The organism is Legionella sp. 27cVA30 (assembly GCF_024160945.1).
Taxonomy (GTDB): domain Bacteria; phylum Pseudomonadota; class Gammaproteobacteria; order Legionellales; family Legionellaceae; genus Legionella_A; species Legionella_A septentrionalis.
This window is the reverse complement of the sequence record NZ_JAMYXK010000001.1, coordinates 91,399-111,905: the sequence shown is the minus strand read 5'-3', so window position 1 is coordinate 111,905 and position 20,507 is coordinate 91,399. Positions and strand designations below refer to the sequence as shown.

Here is a 20,507-nt window from a genome sequence, read left to right as displayed (position 1 = left end):
TAATTCTTAATTTTTTCTTAATAATTAGTCAGTAAAATCATTCTATTTCCTGTGCAGGAAAATTAGTTGTTAGCAGTGGAGATAGACATGCGCTTTAAAGTAACTCAGACAACAAAAACCTTATATAAACATGGCCAAGAAAAATTTTTTTCCGAGAGTAAAAAAGCACTGGGTTCTAAAAAACATCACAAAAAAATAAGCGCTATTCAGGCTAACATAGAACACTTTACAAATTTAGTAGGGAATACCAATATTGAATATTGCCATGGAGCTGTTGCATATCGTGGCGTGCGTGTTAAAAAAGATTTGGATGTCTTGGATTATTTCACCCCGCAAGGTAAAAATAAAAGCATAGAAGAATTTGCCACCGTTTTTAGCGGCGATTACAGTTATGTTTCCACAAGCAAACACTCCATACAAGCCGAGAAATTTTCCGGTCTTCTTTCCGGGCAAGTATTCGTAACTAATCAACCTAGAATCCATGTCAATGTAGCAGAATCGGTAATCTCTTTACAAAGCGGGAAGATGCCTGCAGCTGCTGCCAGCGACCGTGATTGGGATATTACTGAAGAAAGCGGCGAAAGCGAGTTGAGCGGTGTAACATCCAATCCGGATGATAAAAGTGTGATTCATCATAATGATGTATTTATGGTAAGAAAAACATATGGCAAATTTTTTTACGGGCCTGTCTATATTAACCCTGATTTTCAGAGCCATCGTTTCACCATACAAATTCCATCTATGGATGCAGAAGAATTTAAAAGAATACAAAAGAAGTCTAACGTTGAGTTAATCAGTTATGAATCTGCCTTGGAAATATCAGCAGAATTGGAGAAACTGGAGAAACAATATGCAGGATTGCGCATCGGTTTCCCAGCAGCTCCGCCGCAAAAAATTAAGACCATGGAAGAAGCTATGTTTTATCTAAATAACTTCGAGCTTTCATATATTGGCGGCGAACAAGCAGAGATATTATTAGAAACGCAAATTAAAACTCCGCTTTACAGCCGCCACGGAGTTTTTTCAAAGAATGAGAAAAAATATACGATGCTAACTGCTGTCGAACCTATCAGCAAGCTTTATCCTGAGTTCAATAAATAATTCTATTTTATCCTAAAATAAAGCCGGAACCTTACGGCTTTATTTTACATTAAAATCATTTTCCATCTTAAAAAAAATAATTTTAATTTTCAAAAAAACCGCAAAATTTTTTAATTTTGTATATACTTTTTGTATGAATCTTAATGCATCCGCTCATTTGGCGTGGGCACATCCGCTTGTCCATGATTGGTTTATAAATAAATTCACTTCACCCTCAGCCCCGCAAGAGCAAGGGTGGCCTTCTATTTTAGCCAATCAGACAACATTAATTTCAGCTCCTACCGGTTCCGGAAAAACATTGGCTGCATTTTTGGTATGTATCGATCAGTTAGTGCGGCAATCCATTACCGGAGAATTACTGGATGAAACCAGTGTACTTTACGTCTCACCGCTAAAAGCTTTAACCAATGATGTGCAAAAAAACCTACTGCAACCCTTGCAGGAAATTCACTCACTGGGTGAGGAATGGGGCTTTTTCATGAAGGATATTCGTGTCGCGGTACGTACAGGCGATACATTGGCAGGCGAAAGGCAAACGATGCTAAAAAAACCGCCACACATCCTGGTGACAACTCCTGAATCGTTATACCTGTTACTGACTGCGGAAAAAAGCCGACGCATTTTGCAAAGTGTCCGCACGGTTATCGTGGATGAAATCCATGCCTTAGCGAATAATAAACGAGGAACTCATTTAGCTTTATCACTGGAACGACTACAAGCACTTGTGCATAAACCTATTACTCGTATTGGCTTGTCCGCCACACAAAAACCAATTGAGCTGGTGGCACAATTTCTTGCAGGCAGTCAACGGCCTTTACCGAACATCATCAATATCGGACATACCAGGCCTTTACATATAAACATTGAACTTACTGGCCGAACGCTAACGTCGATTGCCTCCAACGAATTATGGGATGAAATCTATGATCGTCTTGCAGAGCTGGCACGTGAAAACCGCTCCACACTCATTTTTGTAAATACCCGCAAACTGGCTGAGCGTGTCGCTTATCATCTCGGTGAACGGCTAGGCAAAGAGCAAGCTGCCGCCCACCATGGCAGCTTATCCCGCAAGTTACGTCTACAAGTAGAAACAAAACTGAAACAGGGCGAATTAAAAGCTCTGGTGGCTACAGCTTCCTTGGAGTTGGGAATTGATATTGGCTCTATTGACTTAGTTTGCCTGCTTGGCTCCACGCGTGCAATTTCCATCGCTTTGCAGCGCATAGGCCGAGCCGGGCATTGGCATGGTGGAATTTCCGAGGGGAAAATTTTTCCTACCACTTGCAATGAGCTCCTGGAGTGCGCCTCTTTAGTTCATGCTATTCAAGAAGGAGACCTGGATAAATTAATTATTCCTGAAGAACCTTTGGATATTTTGGCACAACAAATCGTTGCTGCCTGTGCTGCCGAAGATTTTAAAGAAGAAGACTTATTCCATCTGGTACAAGGGGCATTTCCTTATCGGCATTTATCACGTAAAACTTTTGCTGCCCTGGTGGAAATGTTGGCTGAAGGGATAGCCGGTTCGAGAGGACGCTATGGCTCTTATTTGTTCCGTGATCAAGTCAATGGCCTGGTTAAAGGCAGGCGCGGCAGCCGTTTTACTGCAATTACCAGTGGCGGCGCCATCCCCGAAAATGGCTTATTTAATGTCATTGTTGAGCCTAATGAAGTGATGATTGGTACGCTGGATGAAGATTTTGCGGTGGAAAGTAACCGCGGTGACATTTTTCTTCTTGGCAATACATCCTGGCAAATTAAACGTGTAGAGAGTGCGAAAGGAAGAATTTTAGTGGAAGATGCTCATGGAGCACCGCCTACGGTACCTTTTTGGCGCGGTGAAGCCCCTGCCCGTACGGATGAATTATCCTTGCAAGTCGCCAGGCTGCGTAAAACCATTTATGATTTATTGCCTAACCATTTAACGTGTGAACACCTTAATCATCCAGATGCCCAACCAGCTTTAAGTTGGTTAACCAAGCAATGTGGGGTTAATTCCTTTGGAGCAGAGCAAATTGTGCAATACATTTTGCAAGGGCGTGCCGTATTGGGGGCGGTTCCCACGCAGGAAACCATAATTGCAGAGCGTTTTTTCGACGAAGCAGGCGGCATGCAACTCATCATACATGCTCCATTTGGTGCGAGAATTAATAAAGCTTGGGGATTTGCCCTACGCAAACGGTTCTGCCGTTCGTTTAATTTTGAATTGCAAGCTGCGGCAACGGACGATGGCATCAATATTTCATTGGCCGAACAACACAGTTTTCCTCTTGCTGATGTATTTCATTTTCTGCATTCTAACTCAGTTGCCGATGTCCTAACGCAAGCAGTTTTACAATCCCCTCTTTTTACAACCCGCTGGCGTTGGGATGCCACCCGCGCGTTAGCGTTGGTCCGATTTCGCGGCGGCAAAAAAGTGCCGCCAAATATACAAAGGATGCAAGCAGATGATCTTTTAGCGGCGGTTTTCCCTGATGCGGCGGCATGTCAGGATAATCTGGGAGGGAGGGATGTTGAGCTGCCTTCGCATCCCTTAATTGAAGAAACTATGAAAGATGCCCTTACCGAAGCACTAGACTTGCAGGGATTAATCCAAGTACTTAAAAATATAGAAAATGGAAGCATCCAATGCATCGCAGTCGATACACCTGTGCCCTCCGTTTTTTCGCATGAAATTTTAAATGCAAACCCTTATGCATTTTTGGATGATGCCCCTCTTGAAGAAAGAAGAGCACGCGCAGTCGAATTACGCCGTGTATTACCAGAATCTATTCTCCAGGAAGCTGGAAAACTGGATGCCGACGTTATTTCAGAAGTGCAAAAGCAAACCTGGCCTGATATTCGTAATGCAGATGAATTGCACGATGTCTTGCAAACTGTGATCGCCCTGCCGGTTCATACTGCTTTCTCTGCACAACAAAAAGTCATGCAGGAATGGTTTACTTTTTTTGATGAATTAAAAACTGCTCATCGCGTTGTAGAAGCGACCTGTCATGATAAAACCTTTTGGGTAGCTGCAGAGAAAACCAAAATCTTTCAAGTTATTTATCCGGAAACTGTATTCATTTTGCCTCCAATCAAAATTCAACAAAAGGAATTGGAACGCGAGGAAGCATTAATTTGCATGCTTAAAAATTGGATGCATTACCTTGGGCCTGTGCGTGCCGAGCATTTGGCCGCCACACTTGATTTACCGCCTAAAGAAGTGCAGCAAATTTTAATTCAATTAGAAGCAACCGGTTTGATCTTGCGCGGGCATTTTTCCACTTCACCAAGAGAAGCAATTGAATGGTGCGAACGCCGGTTGCTCGCTCGAATACATCAATTGACCTTGCATAAATTGCGAAAAGAAATTGAGCCGGTTACATCACAACAATTTTTTCAGTGGCTGCTAACTTGGCAGCACATTGCACCCGGCACCCAATTGAAAGGAGAACAAGGGCTGTTGGAAGTCATCAAACAATTGCAAGGTTTTGAAATTCCCGCCAATGCCTGGGAAAAGCAAATATTTGCCTCACGAATCCATGGCTATCAGAAAGAATATTTAGACCGTCTGTGCTTTACCGGGGTAATTGGCTGGGGACGCTTGTCGATGCATCCAGCCATGACTGCTTTAGAAGAAGATACTTTAAAAAAACGCATCCAGCCTACCAGCGTGGTACCTATTACTTTTTTCATACGACAAGAATCAGACTGGATGCAAGGGATATCTGCTCTCGATAAAAGAAACATGCATGTTTTAAGCCATGTTGCCCAACAAATTTATGCCTACTTACAGGAAAGCGGGGCTTCTTTTTTTATCGATATAGTACAAGATTTGGGCCATTTACGTGCTGAAATTGAAACAGGTCTTTGGCAACTAGTCGCTGCTGGCATGATCACCGCTGATGGCTTTGACAATTTACGTTCTTTAATTGATCCACACAAACGCTTAGGGAAACGACGACGTGCTCCGGAAACAATGGGACGTTGGTCCTTATTGAATATTAAGAAATCAGCAGATCATGAACGGCGTTTGGAAGCTACCTGCTGGGTGTTGCTGAAACGTTATGGCATTGTTTTCCGCGAACTGTTAACACGGGAAAAAATTATCCCAAGCTGGCGAGAATTGCTAACAGCTTTTAGAAAGCTTGAAGATCGCGGGGAGATCCGCGGTGGCCGCTTTGTAAATGGGTTTGTGGGCGAACAATTCGCCCTGCCCTATGCAGTAGAATCCATAAGAACCATGAGCAAATCGGGTAAACGTCAGAATCAAGCCACTGGCAACTTGATTCTTTCGGCATCTGATCCTTTAAATCTGGCTGGCATTATTTTGCCAGGGGAGCGCATTACGGCGATATCCAGCAAAAAAATGATATTCCAGGATGGCAACTTGTTAATAAAATAAATCATATTTTTAATATCTTAAGCTCTGTTGCACCTAAATTATTTTGATAATTTTCCTCGAAACCGGGTTGATGGACGTGAATGATCACATCATCCGTTGGTGATTCAATACGCTTAAATGCCACTGCAGTTCTAGGGCCGTTGTCATTCTGCGACAAGATTTGCATCATACGGGCATTGTTGGTTTGTTCCAACATGGCCTCGTCATGCAAGATTTCTTCATTAACCCCTGCACTCGCAGCAGTACCAAAAGCATACTGCCATATCTGTGGCAGAAGCAGTAAAAAAGTTGTCCATACCCACCAGTTTTCAATGTACTCAGTGCAGGCAATATCGTGGATATCTTTCCTGCGCAGCAATTTACCGCTTTGCATTTTAAATAAGGCATTATTCCCTACATTATTTTCTTCTTTTGCTACTGGAAATAAATCATACACGCCACCCCAGGTGGGCGAGCTCCTGTCTGCAATAACTGATGCTTTTTCTTCGTTTCGATTTTCATGGAAAATTTTTTTCAATTCCGAAAAAATTTCTTGCATCCCTGCCCTGGCGGCAGTCGTTACTTTTTTAAAGGTAACCGCGCCTTTTCCCGTTAACAATGCATCGTCGCCATATGCTTTAAAAGTTTCTCCTCTCCCATTCGTCAACATAAGCCCGTTTTTGCCATCTTCATTGTGCATTACTAATGTGAAAAGGCCGGTAATTACTGCAGGTACTGGTATGCCAAAAATGGTTTTGAGTTCATATAATTCCTGACGTGGTACGCGCACGTGCCCTGTAGAAAAAGCATCCGTCAAGAAATGACCTGCAGAGCCTTCCAAGGCAAATACATGATGCATCCATGCTTGTATTAGCTTAAAATCGGGGGCTTCTTTCTTCTTTTCTTCCGCAATTTTTTTAATATACTCCAGCGCTAATTCGTGCCCTGCCTGATAAGTTTCTTTTGCATTCACACCAAAATGATCCACATTGCTTTGTGATAATTTCAGATAATCCCCATGCTCAAACAGATAAAAAGAATAAGAACCACCCGTGGCTTCATTCCAAAGTTTGTTGGTAAGGGAAGATACTTCCTCCAGAGCTTGCTCAGGACATTGACAAATTTCCCTGGATTGGCAAGAGCAATTTTGCATGGCAATGTGGACTGCATATTTTTGAATCGCACCAATGGTGAGAATTTTCTTCAAGATTTCAGGTGAGCATTGCGAGAACGTTTTAAACGAAGCAGCAAAAAAATCCTTTTGCTCACTTGGATCTTTACCGAAAGAAATTGGTTTGCCAGGTATTCCAAAAAAATCCCCCATAAGTCCATAGAATTCACTTACTTCAAGCAACATGCCATTTTCCAATTTTATCAACCCTTTATCAAAAAACTCTTCGGGGAAAAATTCTCTAAAAAAAGTTTGATTGCGTTGAAACAATTCTTTTACTGCTTCGCCTATGAATACGTGCTCGGCATAATCAAACTGAATTGAAACAGGTTGCTCATCGGCGCGCTTTATTTGCAACAGCAAATAAACTGCTTCCAACTCGGTTGCCTTGGGAAGCTCCTCTTTGTTTTGCAGCAAACTTATAAGCTGCTGACCAAGATTATCTAATTCAATGATCCGCTGCAAAAACATTGTTTCGGTTTTAAACATGTAATGCCAATTTTGGCTCTCATCCTGATAAACATAAAATGTATCCAATTGCGGATCAGCTGGAGCTTTTTCAGCAAGTACCAATGGATTTATAAGATATTTTTTGCCCATGACTGAACATCCTTTATCTGTTTTAATGGAATAAACAGCTACTCGAAATTGCAATAAAACATCTACTAAAATTAGCTCAATTATAATTTTTTGCACTTTAACCGGGAAATAAATGACGATTATAAAATGGGAGCACTTTTCTCACGGCGCTGATGTGGGAATAAGAGGTATGGGTTCTACCCTGGCAGAGGCATTCGCCATGGCAGCAAAAGCACTTACCTGTGTAGTTACTGAGCCTGATAAAATACAGCCAGCTATTGCCATCACCATCAATTGTAAAGCGCCTGACGCTGAAATTTTATTCATTGATTGGCTAAACGCCATTATTTTTCAAATGGATGCTAGACAGATGTTATTTTCAGAATTTCAAGTACATATAACACCTGCCATGCACTTAACCGCAGTGATTAAAGGTGAGAAAATCAATCGCTTAAAACACCAACCTGCAGTTGACGTGAAAGGCGCAACCTATAATGAATTGCATGTAGTTAAAAAAAAGAAGCAATGGATTGCGCAATGTGTGGTTGATGTTTGATAAATGAATTCAGGAGCAGACATGCAATTATCTTCTTTAGAAAAAATAAATGATTTTGAATGGCTTATTCCAACCCATGGAAAAATGAGAGTTCCTGGAATAATTTATGCCTCAGCTGAACTCATTCAAGAGATGGATGAAAAAGTTTATGAACAAATTTGTAATGTAGCCGCCCTTCCGGGAATCGTCAGTGCATCTTATGCCATGCCCGATGCGCATTGGGGTTATGGTTTTCCAATTGGCGGAGTAGCAGCTTTTGATCCTGAACAAGGAGGCGTGGTATCGGCAGGCGGCGTTGGCTTTGACATTTCATGTGGTGTAAGGCTTTTGTCTACCGGGATTACCACGACCGAACTCGCCCCTTTAAAAGAAAACCTTGCAAATGCTTTATTTAAGCGTATCCCAGCTGGGGTAGGCAGCCAAAGCCATATTCACTTAAATAAAAAAAGCATGGAATGCATGCTTCAAGGTGGAGCCCAATGGGCTGTGCGTGAGGGTTTTGGTGAAGAAAATGACTTGGAGCGCATCGAAGAAAACGGCTGCATGCCGGGGGCCTTGCCTGATAAAGTTTCAGAGCATGCCAAGGAGCGGCAGAAAAAAGAAATGGGCACCTTAGGTTCAGGAAACCATTATCTCGAAGTCCAGGAAGTCAACGAGATTTATGATGAGCACATTGCTTCTCATTTAAATTTAAAAAAACACGATGTGGTCATAAGCATTCATTGTGGGTCACGCGGCCTGGGCCACCAAATTGGTACAGATTACATGCGTTCGATGATCCTTGAGGCTGAAAAGCATCACATTAAACTAGCCGATCGAGAATTAGCCTGCGCACCCATTCATTCCGTTACCGGTAAAAATTATTTAGGTGCTATGGCAGCAGGTATTAATTGCGCTTTAGCCAACCGGCAAATCATTACCCATTTCATGCGTGAAGTATTCCAGGAACTGATGCCTGGCATGCAAATGAAATTGCTATACGATGTTTCTCATAATACTTGTAAGAAAGAAGACCATGAAGTGGAGGGCAGAAAAATGTCCTTGTATGTACACCGTAAAGGTGCCACCCGAGCCTTTGGCCCTGGGCATATGGCTTTGCCTTCTTCTCTGCGTGACATTGGACAACCTGTTATCATCGGCGGCAGTATGGGCACTGCTTCGTATGTGCTGACAGGAACTGCAGAGGGAGAAAAAAAGTCGTTTAGCTCTGCTTGCCATGGAGCTGGTCGTGCCATGAGTCGCCATCAAGCCAAAAAAATGTGGCGAGGAAAAGAGGTGATTGAGCAATTAAAATCTCAAGGTATTTTAATCCGCAGTCTTTCTTTTCGAGGTGTGGCTGAAGAAGCACCGCACGCTTATAAAGACATCCATTCTGTCATCGAAACGGCCCATCAAGCCGGTTTGGCTAAAAAAATAATTCGTTTAAAGCCTTTAATTTGTATCAAAGGATAAAGATAGATCATGCCGCACTGTAAAAAATATAATGCCGGGCATTGAGTCCGGCCTTTCTGAAATTTATCCTCGTATTCCACTGGTATTTAAAAAGATTTGCGTATAGTAAGCCCAACCTTTCTTCGCATGCGCAATGCCAATGCCTGTTATAGTGTAATTACCGAGAATATTTCTACGATGGCCGGGACTAGCTATCCAGGCATCCACCAGTTTTTTCGCATTCAGTTTATAATAAGCCACATTTTCTGCCCCACCGCGGCTATCTTTAAATTCTTTATACAAATGTTTGATGCGCTCATTGAAATGCTGATGCCCGAAAGAAATGCGTTTGGATGCCATAGCCTGACTATGCTTGACCGCTTCAACCGAAATGGTCGACATTAATTTAAGCGGAGCACGATGATGCTTTATCCGATATTCATTCACATAGTAAAGAATTTGTTTTTGCATTGGTAAATCAGGGCTGCTTACTTCTTTTTTTGGTGCAGCAATGGAAATACTGCTAATCAGCAATAAAAAAAAGGATAACCATTTTATTGTTTTCATGAATGCAACCTTTGCTTTAAATTGAAGCCGCATTTTGGTAAAAATTTCTACATTTGTCCAGATAAAAAAACCAACTTGGGAAAGTTTTAAACGAGAAAACACATAAAAGCAGACTAAGCTGCTTTATGGTGGATTTGTTTTATACGGGTATTAAGCTGAGCAAATAGCTTGCACCGGCGTTTTACCTAAATTAATCAAATGAACTTTTGTTCCAGGTTCCGCACTCACGGAAATATTATCATTATTCTTGACTGTTAAGGAGCGTGCTTGTCCTTGCGATAAATGTTGCCCATTTATTTTTCCTTTGTTAGACAGAATACTTACTCGAATTTTCCCTTTAGATTCAGAGCCTTGAATGTTACAAGTAGCGTTTAGTGTCCAGGCATAATGGTTCGTAAGTGAACGAGATTCTTTAGGAGCCAGTTTTATTACCTTTTGTGCATAGGCTTGTGCGCTCATGAAGCCAATTAAAACCAGTAGAAGCGCATTAAACATTTTTCTCATACTAATCCTCAAAATATAGTTTGTTTTTAATTCCAATTGAATTAATAGAATTCATTATAGCACAAAATAACAACCAATTGATCAACTTTACTTCTATTTTTGATTGCTTACAAACTTGAATTGTTGCATTAATTATTAATGTTATAGGTATGATACGTGATGTTTGATCTATAATGGTTTAAGTTTTTTAGGCTAGTAGATATCGTGAAACTTGTGCAGCAATTAAAATTAATTTTTAAAGAAATTAAGCATCCCAAATTACCTGAAAAAATAAAAAAACTAAATGCCTATCCAGTGGGTGATGTGGATGCATTAAACCATCTTCAATTTTATAAAGCGGCAGAACAATTCATCCAAGAAATTAACAAGCTTATTGAGAATTATAACGCCATATCTCTCGCTGATTTAGAGAATAAAAAAAAATCACTCCTCTCCATTCAACAAAAAATCAGAAAATTATATGATCAATTTCAACCTGCGCATTTTGAAAAATCCATCGTATTAACAACTGCACAAGCCTCTCTCGAAGATGCCGTACTGAAACAAGCCAAGAAACTCAATACGCCTTTGCTCACATCAGCAAATAACATACCCCCTATTGTGAATATTCTTGGGACTCTCACTTCTAAAAAAATAAATAAGCTGCTGGACATTTTAATTTATAGCGATCGTAAACTAATCGAACCTTCCATTAAAAAATTATATAAAGGAAAAAAACATGCCCAAGATGCATCGGTTTTTAAGAAATTTCTAAGCGAACATCAGATACAATTCTTAGGAGGAGCCAACTCATTAAATTATAAGGTAACCAACTTAGTAAATAATAAATCCTGGGTTTTAAAAGTTGAATTTCGCTTAAATTCCACTGAAGTCAGAGATTATTTACTGCAATCCATGTGCGATACCATCCTGGTAGGTTTTATTGAGCGCATGGGGGTTATTTCTGATAAAAATACAGAGCAAAAACGAGTCCGTTTCCTTACCGTAACTGAATTCTTAGCCCAAGGCTCGTTAGATGCACAAAAAAATAAATCTTTGCATGTTGCACAAATAGCGGAATACTTCATGCAAATGAGTGAAATTTTGCTGCGGATTCAAGAGGCTGGGTGCATTTTCCCAGATGCAAAAAATGCCAACTGGCTTGTAAACGATGAAAATAAATTAATTATTGCAGACACCAAATCCTTTCTATTTACCAATTCGGATGGTTATCTTCTAAAAGAAAAAAATCCCTTCAGCTCGTTTGTTATCTCCACTCGTTCGTTTGCTCCGCCGGAATATTTAGATTATTACCTACAGCACAGCAAGGGGAAAAATGATCCTTCACAATTAAATGCGGATAAATTTCATGCCTATACGTTAGGAAGAAACTTGTATTTCTTTTTAAGCAAGCGCTCGCCTAACATGGACCCTATCGATCTTAATCATTCGATCTTTACATCAGAATATGGCCAGACATTTAAGGAATTAATTCAAAAACTAACCGAAGAAGACGCTACTAAACGTTTGTCCCTGCAACAAGCCAGGAAAGAACTTTATCTAATTAAATATCCAGAAGTACGGGCAATGGTGGCAGAGCTAAGCGCTCCAGGGTTTCCGAGTCAACAAATTTCCGGCTTCCTTGAGGAACATAAAACAGCTGTTAAAAATGCTGATTCTGCAGAAAAGGAAGAATTACTGTCTGGCCCTCGAGAAGCAGTGCAAAAGATAAAAGAAAATCAGCACACTTCCCAATCAAATATGGATGAAAAGTCAGAAGGAAGGCAAAAATGCGGCTCGCTAGCCGGTAAGCCAGCAGGAGTAAATTTTTTCAAATTTTTTAAGGATGCTCCCAAAAATGAGAGTGAAAATAATAATACCTTATCAAATGATTCAATAAATGACACCTTGCAAAAGTCGTCTATGCTAGGCGCCGCTTAGCCTACTTATAACAATGCCCTTAACGATTAGATAGTTGTGGCCTTAAAATTCCCTAAATCCCAAAACAACTAAAATACAAGGCCCTTCTGCAATCACATTAATTTGATTATCCAGGCAATCTTGAATGGCTTTATCGCTTTCAGCACCCGGTTGCATCCAAATATTTTTTATACCTTTTTGAATTGCTTCTTCTACTATTTTTTCAGTGATTGCAGGTGGAGTGATAATCGAAAGACTTTTCACATCATCAGGCAAATCGGCTATACAAGGAATGCAAACCACGCCTTCAATAAGAGTTGCTCTGGGATTAATTGGATAAACTGTCATATTATGTTGCAAATAACAACGCAAAACCTTATTGCCGTATTTACTACGGTTCGTTGATGCCCCCGCCACTGCATATGCTTTGGAGGTTAAAAATTGCTCGATGTTATTCTTCATGAATGACTCCTTTTTCCATTGTCTTAATCATTGTTTAGAAACATAAGGATTGCCTTTAATGTAAAATCTTAATAGCCTTTTTGCCCAGTGCTTCGCATAATGTACCCCAATTCTTGGCTTGCAAATGACGTGAATTCTTTCTGCTTCTGACCCTTTTGCAATATAAAAATCATCACTTAACAAATCATGGCCGTATAAGCTTTTATCAATCTGCATGGCTCTGCATAAAAGTCCAGGACCTTGGGTACGGCCTTGGATATTTTTAACAGGTTCAATAGCGCGCAGCAATATCGCCGTGCCTTCTCCTTCTGTCTCAGTTACTACATTGAAGCAATAATACATCCCATAAATCAGATACACGTATGCATAACCTGGTGGGCCAAACATCACTGCCGTTCGCTTGGTTATACCTTTTGCAGAATGGGCTGCCAAATCCTTAATACCTAAATACGCTTCTACTTCTACAATTTTTCCGATCTGCTCAATGCCATCTTTTTTATGCACCAGGTACTTTCCAAGCAATTCCCGCGCTACAATTGTGGTCTCACGCGCATAAAACTCTCTGGTTAATTTTTCCATGTTTGTCATTCAAAAGAATAGGCTTGGCAGCTTATCATAAAATAATCCTACAGAGACAACCTTAAAAATAAGTGTCAACTCAGAAAGCGGCAAGCACGCATTGTGAATGCACGGGAATGGCTTGAAAACTAATTCCATATCTTTTAGATTGTAGATTACATTAAATACAATAAAGCTTACTGACTAGGGCGTGTTTTTAAAGTTTTTCAAACTATTAAAAATCTGATAAAAAGCCTCCATAGTGAAAATGGAGCAAATGGATGTCAAGATTTGTTATTGATGACAAAATGTGGAACAAATTAGAACAATTACTGCCATCTCCTAAAGGTCGCCATGGGGAAAATGATCGATTATTTATTGAGGCAGTTTGTTGGATAATCAGGACGGGTGCGCCTTGGAGAGATTTACCGCCAGATTATGGGAAATGGCAAAGTGTTTATGGTCGTTACAACCGGTGGGTAAAAAAAGGGAATTTCAATGGAATACTTGAAATTTTAAAAAAAAGATGACAAAATGTGGAACAAATTAGAACAATTACTGCCATCTCCTAAAGGTCGCCATGGGGAAAATGATCGATTATTTATTGAGGCAGTTTGTTGGATAATCAGGACGGGTGCGCCTTGGAGAGATTTACCGCCAGATTATGGGAAATGGCAAAGTGTTTATGGTCGTTACAACCGGTGGGTAAAAAAAGGGAATTTCAATGGAATACTTGAAATTTTAAAAAAAAGATGGCGATCACGAATGGCACATGATGGATGGTAGTATCGTTCGAGCGCATCAGCATGCCGCTGGTGCGATAGGTGGTCAAGAACATCAAGCACTTGGACGGTGTCGCGGCGGATTTAGCTCGAAAATTCATGCAAAAGTTGACTCATTTGGCTTACCTTTAGGATTTATCCTAACAGGCGGTCAAGAGCATGAATTAAAGACAGCAAAAGATTTATTGGGTGAAGATAAAAGTGAATATTTATTGGCTGATCGCGCCTACGATAGCAATGAATTTAGAGAAGAGTTGGCGAAACGTGGTGTTGAGGCCGTTATTCCGAGTAAAAAGAATCGAATTATTTTTATTGAGCATGATTCCCATATTTATAAAGAAAGGTTGGCTTACCTTTAGGATTTATCCTAACAGGCGGTCAAGAGCATGAATTAAAGACAGCAAAAGATTTATTGGGTGAAGATAAAAGTGAATATTTATTGGCTGATCGCGCCTACGATAGCAATGAATTTAGAGAAGAGTTGGCGAAACGTGGTGTTGAGGCCGTTATTCCGAGTAAAAAGAATCGAATTATTTTTATTGAGCATGATTCCCATATTTATAAAGAAAGGAATCATGTCGAACGATTTTTTAACAGAATAAAAGGTTTCAGAAGAATTGCTACGCGGTATGATAAAACTGCCGCCATGTTTTTAGGTGCATTAATTGTAATAGGTATTTTGCTGTGGCTGAAACTTTAAAAACACGCCCTAGTAGATGCAACAAATAATGATAAGGACTTATTCGATAGAGAAACTTTATTTTTACTATAATTTCGATGAGTTTTTATGGAATTAATTGTTCTTCTAAAGTCGCGAAATAATAGGTTTCTTTGTATTAAATCTTCAAATTTATTTTTATACAATTCCTCATCGGCTTTTCTCTTATAGCGACTGGCCGAGCGAAGCGCCTTTCTAGGCTGCAAAATCTCGAATAATAGCTTATGGAATAAATTAGTCATTGGCATTGGGCGGCCTTTTCTTCAAGGTATAGCAGATTAAATTTTAGTGCTTCAAGGCGACGGTTAATAATTTTTAAACGAAATCCCCTTTCTACCTAGAAGCGCATTGCTCCTGCGGCACCAATTGGGCTAAAATTAGTCTTTTTTCTTAAAGAGAAGTAAATAAATTTCCGGATATGGTGCGTAATATTTGGACTCTGTGGCTCCCGGCAAATGGTATGTAAAAACCGAAGCTATTTCATTATAAAGGTTGAATCATGAAAGAATTATTTAAAGAAATTCTGAACGAAATCGGTGAAGATATTAACCGTGAAGGATTGCGCGACACGCCAGCACGCGCTGCCAACGCATTACGCTACCTGACGAAAGGGTATCAGGAAGAATTAAGCGATGTAATCAATGATGCCTTGTTTGAATCCGATATGAGTGAAATGGTGATCGTGAAAGACATTGAAATGTATTCGATGTGCGAACATCATTTATTGCCTTTTTTGGGGAAATGCCATGTGGGCTATCTACCGAATGGTAAAGTGATTGGCTTATCTAAAATTGCCCGCATTGTCGATTACTTTGCCCGTAGATTGCAAATCCAGGAACGCTTGACCAGTGAAATAGCCCACTGTATAGAAACCATTACTGGTGCCCGCGGTGTAGCAGTTGTCGTTGAAGCAAGACATCTTTGCATGATGATGAGAGGCGTGGAGAAACAAAATTCGGTGATGACCACTTCTGTGATGCTTGGTGAGATGCGCAGCAATTCAAGCAGCCGTATTGAATTTTTAAATTTGATTCGTTAGAGCCAGATAAATTTCACTTAAGCCAAAAGCCTTCTACAGGCTTTTGGCCGTCGGCTTTATCCACACCATCTGAGTTGGCCCAAATTTTTTCGAATATATCATTTAACTTGTGGATACGTCGTTAAAAAGCGGCCCAGTAAGCTGCGGCAATGCGGATGTCCATTTCGAAAATACATAAAAATTTTCGGACCGCAGCATTCCGCATGGTTTTTAGCAAAATTCCAAGCAATTCTAAATTTGGGATGGCCAAATTTGGCCTGCCAACGAAACAATTGAAATTTTCTATATTTTGATACTTCCAATTTTTTCTCGTTACTTAAAATATTGCAAATAACCTCCCAGAAAATGTGAAATTTCTCTAGTAATATTTTGGGGTATTACGGCAAAATTTGCTTTAACGTTCCATGCAGCAAGCCTTAACAAGAGAAAGGGTGGAACAAGGTGAACGTCAAATAAGACCTGTAGGCAAAGTTTGGTCAGATAAACAAGCGACGCGGGTGTGTAATTTTGATTATTTCGCAGGGATAATGCCACGAGCTTTGCTCGTGGCATGCAGGGAAAAAGCTTTACCGTTATTCTTCTGAAGCCGGTTCTTCTGGCTCTGCTGCGTCTGCCGGAGCCTCTGCAGCTGCCTTTTCTTCAGGCTGCTTAACCGGAGCTGCTGGCTTGTCCTTCCACTCCAGTTTTACCCGGCCTTGCTTATCTACTCCGGCAACATACACTTCAATCTCTTGGCCTTCCTGCAACACATCTTCAACTTTTTGAGATCGCTCTGAGCATATTTGCGATATGTGCAGCAAGCCATCTTTGCCAGGGAGGAGGTTGATGAACGCGCCAAAATCAACAATTTTGCTCACCTTGCCACGGTAGGTTTGCCCTACTTCAATTTCCGCAACCAACGCTTTAATTTGGCGCTGTGCTTCTTCCAATGCATCGGCGTTAGGGGAAAACAATTGCACGACACCAGTGTCATCGATATCGATTGACACCCCTGTACTGTCAATCAAGCCTTTAATGGTTGCGCCACCTTTACCAATAATGGTGCGGATTTTATCTTCAGCCACTTTCATGGTGACAATTCTTGGGGCATGTTGCGATAACTCATCGCGGTGTTCTGCCAGTGCATTTTTCATCACATTAAGAATGTGCTTGCGTCCAGCCAGGGCTTGTTCAAGAGCCTGTTCCATGATTTCCTTGGTAATGCCGGTGATTTTGATATCCATTTGCAGTGCAGTAACCCCTGTATCGGTACCTGCTACTTTAAAATCCATATCGCCAAGGTGATCTTCATCGCCCAAAATATCGGTTAAAACTGCAAAACGCTCGCCGTCCTTGATAAGCCCCATGGCTACGCCCGCGACAGGCGCTTTTAATGGGACTCCGGCATCCATAAGAGCCAAACTGGTTCCACATACCGTAGCCATAGAACTTGAACCATTCGATTCCGTAATATCGGAAACAACGCGCAAAACATACGGAAACTCGCTGGCGCCAGGTAACACCGCTGCCAAACTGCGCCGGGCTAATCTTCCATGCCCGATCTCACGCCGCTTCGGACTGCCTACCATCCCCGTTTCACCGACGGAATAAGGCGGAAAATTATAATGCAACATAAAGCGCTCTTTGGTCTCGCCTTCCAATTTATCCAGCGTCTGAGCATCGCGCTCGCTGCCTAAAGTCGCGGCCACAATAGCCTGGGTTTCGCCGCGGGTAAATAAGGCAGAGCCATGTACTCGTTCTAAGAGACTGGTGCGGATGGCAATAGGTCTTACAGTTTTTAAATCGCGGCCATCGATGCGTGGCTCACCATCCAAAATACGGTTGCGTACAATATTCTTTTCAAGATTACTGATTAAACTGGCTGCCGCAGTTGCATCCAATTCTTCATATTCCTGCATTAAAGAAATCGTAATGTCTTCCCGCAATTCATTGAGTCGCTGGTAACGTTTTTGTTTGTCTTTCAGCAAATAAGCTTCAGTGATAGGTGCTTTCCCCAATGCTTCAATGCGAGCCAATAAAGATGTATCAATTTGCGGCGCCGACCAAACCCAGGCAGGTTTACCGGCTTCGACAGCCAATTCCTTGATGGCTTTGATTACATCTTTCATCATTTCATGACCGTATAACACGGCACCCAGCATAACTTCTTCACTGAGTTCACGTGCCTCTGATTCCACCATCAAAATTGCATTCTCGGTACCTGCAACGATGAGATCAAGTTCAGAAGTTTCTTGCTCTTTATAGCTTGGGTTCAGAGTATAAATACCGTCTTTGTAGCCAACGCGGGCTGCACCGATGGGGCCTTGGAAGGGCAAACCGGAAATTGCCAGAGCTGCAGAAGCTGCAATCATGGATACGACATCGGCTGGCACTTCGGGATTAAGCGACATCACGGTAGCGATAATTTGTACTTCATTGTAGAAATCATCGGGGAATAATGGCCTGATAGGACGGTCAATCAAGCGGGAAACCAGGGTTTCATGATCACTTGGCCGCCCTTCGCGCTTGTTAAATCCTCCTGGGATTTTCCCAGCTGCGTAGGTTTTTTCTTGATAGTTAACCGTTAGCGGGAAAAAATTATTTTTCTCGGCACCATTTTTATTACCAACGACGGTTACCAAAACTTGCGTACCATTCATGGTAGCAAAAATTGCGCCATCGGCTTGCCTGGCTATTTCTCCGGTTTCAAGCCGCAACGTGTGTTTTCCGAATTGTATTTCTTTTATATATTTAGCCACGTGAGTTACCTCTTAATTATTTCCTACAGAAGATTGTGATTAGGCAAGAGCTTTTATCATCCAGAACGCTGAGAAAGCATCCGGGCAAGATGCTTGATGAACATTCATTTGCTTTTAGAGACTTAACGAATTGCCAAAAGCTCATCGTATTTACTAACCTAAAAACCTCACAAAATAAGCTGCAGTTAGCATAGAAAAAAAAAGCGCAGAGTACTGCGCTTTTCTAGTTAAAAAACGTTCCTTGTATCAACCCCATACATTTGGTTGCTGATAATCAATAGGAATCTCGCAAACCAAGACTTTGAATTAAAGTAGAATAACGTGCAGGGTCTTTTCTTTTCAAATATTTTAAAAGCTTGCGGCGCTTGTTTACTAATTCTTGCAAGCCAAGACGAGAGTGGAAATCTTTTTTGTGCTCTTTAAAATGCGCGGTCAAATAATTAATACGACCGGTCATCAGAGAAACTTGCACTTCAGGTGAGCCTGTGTCTTGATCGGCACGTTTGAATTCATTGATAATTTCTGCTTTTTGTGCGCTCGTTAGCGACATTGTTTACTCCTGGAAATAGGCTAAGTAATTTTTCAACCGATATTGTACAGCATTTTTAAAATTTTATTGCAAAAAACTTAATCCACAGGACAGGTACAATCAGTTTTCACAAAATTTAGCAAAAAAAACGAAGCTGTTCAACGTCTGTTTTTCAAAAGGTGGGATTTTACCAAGGTGAGAGCAGGGAAACAAGTATTAAAAATAGGTTTATTGTACGTTTATTGTATTGCATCGGCAGCTAACAAGCGTTTTACCTTTAATAATCCTTTGTCCTGAATTTCCCCCAATCCTAAAAACTGGGCATCCGTTTGCTGATACAAGCGTATGCACCCAGTGATGCGTTCAGCCGTGCCTATGATTTTTCCTTGTCGCAAGGCACCTACTTCTTCTGCCTGCAAGAATGATTTAGGTAAATGCCATACGGCGCGATCCATTGGTAATAAGCGTTGGCAAAGTTCGCTAGACGGTTGTGCATGCAAATTTTCCAAAGTATACATGGGTTCATCTTTAAACCCTAACGTATAAACCCGGTGCAATTGGGTCACGTGAGCTCCCGCGCCCAGCTTATCGCCCAAGTCTTCAATTAAATTACGGATGTAAGTCCCTTTGCTGCACAATACTTTAAGCTTGAATTCCACCCCATCAAAATGCAGAAGCTCAATTTCCTGAATGTGAATATCTCGTGGTTGCCGCGGGACTTCTATCCCCGCCCGTGCAAGCTTATAAAGCGGTGTCCCCTGGTGTTTTAAAGCAGAAAACATGGAAGGCGTTTGCTGCGTTGTCCCAATGAAAAATTTTAAGGCATGCTGCAATTCATCCAGTGGAATAGAAAAATCATTTACTACAGCAATCATTTCACCGGCAGTATCGCCAGTCGTGGTCTTAATGCCTAAACGCGCCGTCACTTCGTAACATTTATCAGCATCAAGCAAATATTGACTAAATTTGGTTGCTTCGCCAAAACAAACAGGCAACATGCCTGTGGCTAAAGGATCAAGGCTGCCGGTATGCCCTGCTTTTTTGGCATTATACAAACGTTTTACACGCTGCAACACGCCATTAGAAGTCAAACCCAACGGCTTGTTAACCAAGAGGATGCCATTTATGCTTTGCTTGTCTGTTTTATTCGTCTTCATCACTTGCAGGATTAACTTCGTCAATCAAACGGCTTAAGCGTTTTCCATACTCGATCGATTCATCGTAAACGAAATGAAGCTGGGGAACGGTGCGCAGCTTGATTGTCTTTGCCAAAATAGTACGCAAATAACTGGCTGCAGTATTCAAAATCAGCACAGTCTTTTCAGGCTCATGGTTTAATGCCGTGAAATACACTTTTGCATGGCTTAAATCCTTGGACACCTTCACAGCAGAAATCGTGATGAATTTAGGCAAACGCGGGTCAGTTACTTCCTGTTGAATAATATGCGCTAACTTGCGCAGGATTATCTCGGCAATCCGGTCTGTACGTTTAAAATCATTACTCATA

Annotated in this window: 19 protein-coding genes; 10 read left to right on the top strand and 9 right to left on the bottom strand. The window is 41.2% G+C overall.

The features are described 5' to 3' along the window. The first annotated feature begins 87 nt into the window (after positions 1-87). Entirely contained in the window at positions 88-1,101 is a 1,014-nt protein-coding gene (locus NKV53_RS00505) for a hypothetical protein (protein ID WP_253350524.1), read from the top strand. 133 nt (positions 1,102-1,234) lie between these two features. Further along, positions 1,235-5,488, top strand: coding sequence for a DEAD/DEAH box helicase (locus tag NKV53_RS00500; RefSeq protein ID WP_253350521.1), 4,254 nt, complete (start codon positions 1,235-1,237; stop codon positions 5,486-5,488). Between the two features lies 1 nt (position 5,489). Here NKV53_RS00500 and NKV53_RS00495 read toward each other — a convergent pair whose 3' ends face one another. Then, positions 5,490-7,334, bottom strand: coding sequence for a hypothetical protein (locus NKV53_RS00495; protein WP_253350519.1), 1,845 nt, complete (start codon positions 7,332-7,334; stop codon positions 5,490-5,492). A gap of 16 nt (positions 7,335-7,350) precedes the next feature. On the opposite strand from NKV53_RS00495, the gene NKV53_RS00490 reads away from it, so the two are divergent. Together NKV53_RS00490 and NKV53_RS00485 are read left to right on the top strand one after the other, a co-directional pair. Continuing rightward, complete coding sequence (locus tag NKV53_RS00490) at positions 7,351-7,773, top strand: archease (protein ID WP_126954558.1); 423 nt, start codon at positions 7,351-7,353, stop codon at positions 7,771-7,773. 21 nt (positions 7,774-7,794) lie between these two features. Beyond that, a complete protein-coding gene (locus tag NKV53_RS00485; protein ID WP_253350517.1) occupies positions 7,795-9,225 on the top strand; it encodes an RtcB family protein in 1,431 nt (476 codons plus the stop codon). Positions 9,226-9,288: 63 nt separating this feature from the next. Here NKV53_RS00485 and NKV53_RS00480 read toward each other — a convergent pair whose 3' ends face one another. Together NKV53_RS00480 and NKV53_RS00475 are read right to left on the bottom strand one after the other, a co-directional pair. Further along, a complete protein-coding gene (locus NKV53_RS00480) occupies positions 9,289-9,771 on the bottom strand; it encodes a CAP domain-containing protein (RefSeq protein ID WP_233579858.1) in 483 nt (160 codons plus the stop codon). A 150-nt stretch (positions 9,772-9,921) separates the two neighbouring features. Continuing rightward, positions 9,922-10,275: an S-Ena type endospore appendage gene (locus tag NKV53_RS00475; RefSeq protein WP_126954560.1), complete on the bottom strand. Its 354-nt coding sequence runs from the start codon at positions 10,273-10,275 to the stop codon at positions 9,922-9,924. A gap of 204 nt (positions 10,276-10,479) precedes the next feature. Between NKV53_RS00475 and NKV53_RS00470 the strand changes: the two genes are divergently transcribed. Continuing rightward, entirely contained in the window at positions 10,480-12,195 is a 1,716-nt protein-coding gene (locus NKV53_RS00470; protein WP_126954561.1) for a hypothetical protein, read from the top strand. A 42-nt stretch (positions 12,196-12,237) separates the two neighbouring features. Here NKV53_RS00470 and NKV53_RS00465 read toward each other — a convergent pair whose 3' ends face one another. Together NKV53_RS00465 and NKV53_RS00460 are read right to left on the bottom strand one after the other, a co-directional pair. Beyond that, complete coding sequence (locus NKV53_RS00465) at positions 12,238-12,636, bottom strand: CoA-binding protein (RefSeq protein ID WP_126954562.1); 399 nt, start codon at positions 12,634-12,636, stop codon at positions 12,238-12,240. 27 nt (positions 12,637-12,663) lie between these two features. After that, positions 12,664-13,215, bottom strand: a complete 552-nt coding sequence (locus tag NKV53_RS00460; RefSeq protein ID WP_253350515.1) for a DNA-3-methyladenine glycosylase — start codon at positions 13,213-13,215, stop codon at positions 12,664-12,666. A 260-nt stretch (positions 13,216-13,475) separates the two neighbouring features. Here NKV53_RS00460 and NKV53_RS00455 point away from each other — a divergent pair, with 260 nt between their 5' ends. The 5 genes from NKV53_RS00455 (at position 13,476) to folE (ending at position 15,733) form a co-directional block, all read left to right on the top strand. Beyond that, complete coding sequence (locus NKV53_RS00455; protein WP_371923144.1) at positions 13,476-13,724, top strand: transposase; 249 nt, start codon at positions 13,476-13,478, stop codon at positions 13,722-13,724. Between the two features lie 4 nt (positions 13,725-13,728). Further along, the gene (locus NKV53_RS00450) at positions 13,729-13,980 is read left to right on the top strand and encodes a transposase (RefSeq protein ID WP_253350514.1); all 252 of its coding nucleotides are present in this window, start codon (positions 13,729-13,731) and stop codon (positions 13,978-13,980) included. After that, entirely contained in the window at positions 13,967-14,335 is a 369-nt protein-coding gene (locus tag NKV53_RS00445; RefSeq protein ID WP_253350512.1) for a transposase, read from the top strand. Before NKV53_RS00450 ends, NKV53_RS00445 begins: the two co-directional genes overlap by 14 nt. Before the next feature lie 53 nt (positions 14,336-14,388). Further along, complete coding sequence (locus NKV53_RS00440; protein ID WP_371923143.1) at positions 14,389-14,676, top strand: transposase; 288 nt, start codon at positions 14,389-14,391, stop codon at positions 14,674-14,676. A 517-nt stretch (positions 14,677-15,193) separates the two neighbouring features. Continuing rightward, positions 15,194-15,733 carry a GTP cyclohydrolase I FolE gene (folE, locus tag NKV53_RS00435; RefSeq protein WP_126953377.1) on the top strand — a complete coding sequence of 180 codons (540 nt, stop codon included), beginning with the start codon at positions 15,194-15,196 and terminating at the stop codon, positions 15,731-15,733. A 572-nt stretch (positions 15,734-16,305) separates the two neighbouring features. On the opposite strand, the gene pnp is transcribed toward folE, so the two are convergent. From pnp to rbfA, 4 genes are all read right to left on the bottom strand, one after another. After that, entirely contained in the window at positions 16,306-18,471 is a 2,166-nt protein-coding gene (pnp, locus tag NKV53_RS00430; protein ID WP_127032699.1) for a polyribonucleotide nucleotidyltransferase, read from the bottom strand. 274 nt (positions 18,472-18,745) lie between these two features. After that, complete coding sequence (gene rpsO, locus NKV53_RS00425; protein ID WP_126953379.1) at positions 18,746-19,021, bottom strand: 30S ribosomal protein S15; 276 nt, start codon at positions 19,019-19,021, stop codon at positions 18,746-18,748. 218 nt (positions 19,022-19,239) lie between these two features. Then, positions 19,240-20,157, bottom strand: a complete 918-nt coding sequence (truB, locus tag NKV53_RS00420) for a tRNA pseudouridine(55) synthase TruB (RefSeq protein WP_127032713.1) — start codon at positions 20,155-20,157, stop codon at positions 19,240-19,242. Then, the gene (gene rbfA, locus NKV53_RS00415) at positions 20,144-20,506 is read right to left on the bottom strand and encodes a 30S ribosome-binding factor RbfA (RefSeq protein ID WP_126953380.1); all 363 of its coding nucleotides are present in this window, start codon (positions 20,504-20,506) and stop codon (positions 20,144-20,146) included. The genes truB and rbfA overlap by 14 nt, the downstream gene beginning before the upstream one ends. Position 20,507: the final 1 nt, after the last annotated feature.

Coding starts and splice junctions, on each gene's coding strand:
- NKV53_RS00505 (WP_253350524.1), top strand. CDS start 88: ATGCGCTTTAAAGTAACTCAGACAACAAAAACCTTATATAAACATGGC.
- NKV53_RS00500 (WP_253350521.1), top strand. CDS start 1,235: ATGAATCTTAATGCATCCGCTCATTTGGCGTGGGCACATCCGCTTGTC.
- NKV53_RS00490 (WP_126954558.1), top strand. CDS start 7,351: ATGACGATTATAAAATGGGAGCACTTTTCTCACGGCGCTGATGTGGGA.
- NKV53_RS00485 (WP_253350517.1), top strand. CDS start 7,795: ATGCAATTATCTTCTTTAGAAAAAATAAATGATTTTGAATGGCTTATT.
- NKV53_RS00480 (WP_233579858.1), bottom strand. CDS start 9,771: ATGAAAACAATAAAATGGTTATCCTTTTTTTTATTGCTGATTAGCAGT.
- NKV53_RS00475 (WP_126954560.1), bottom strand. CDS start 10,275: ATGAGAAAAATGTTTAATGCGCTTCTACTGGTTTTAATTGGCTTCATG.
- NKV53_RS00465 (WP_126954562.1), bottom strand. CDS start 12,636: ATGAAGAATAACATCGAGCAATTTTTAACCTCCAAAGCATATGCAGTG.
- NKV53_RS00460 (WP_253350515.1), bottom strand. CDS start 13,215: ATGGAAAAATTAACCAGAGAGTTTTATGCGCGTGAGACCACAATTGTA.
- NKV53_RS00455 (WP_371923144.1), top strand. CDS start 13,476: ATGTCAAGATTTGTTATTGATGACAAAATGTGGAACAAATTAGAACAA.
- NKV53_RS00450 (WP_253350514.1), top strand. CDS start 13,729: ATGTGGAACAAATTAGAACAATTACTGCCATCTCCTAAAGGTCGCCAT.
- NKV53_RS00445 (WP_253350512.1), top strand. CDS start 13,967: ATGATGGATGGTAGTATCGTTCGAGCGCATCAGCATGCCGCTGGTGCG.
- folE (WP_126953377.1), top strand. CDS start 15,194: ATGAAAGAATTATTTAAAGAAATTCTGAACGAAATCGGTGAAGATATT.
- rpsO (WP_126953379.1), bottom strand. CDS start 19,021: ATGTCGCTAACGAGCGCACAAAAAGCAGAAATTATCAATGAATTCAAA.
- truB (WP_127032713.1), bottom strand. CDS start 20,157: ATGAAGACGAATAAAACAGACAAGCAAAGCATAAATGGCATCCTCTTG.
- rbfA (WP_126953380.1), bottom strand. CDS start 20,506: ATGAGTAATGATTTTAAACGTACAGACCGGATTGCCGAGATAATCCTG.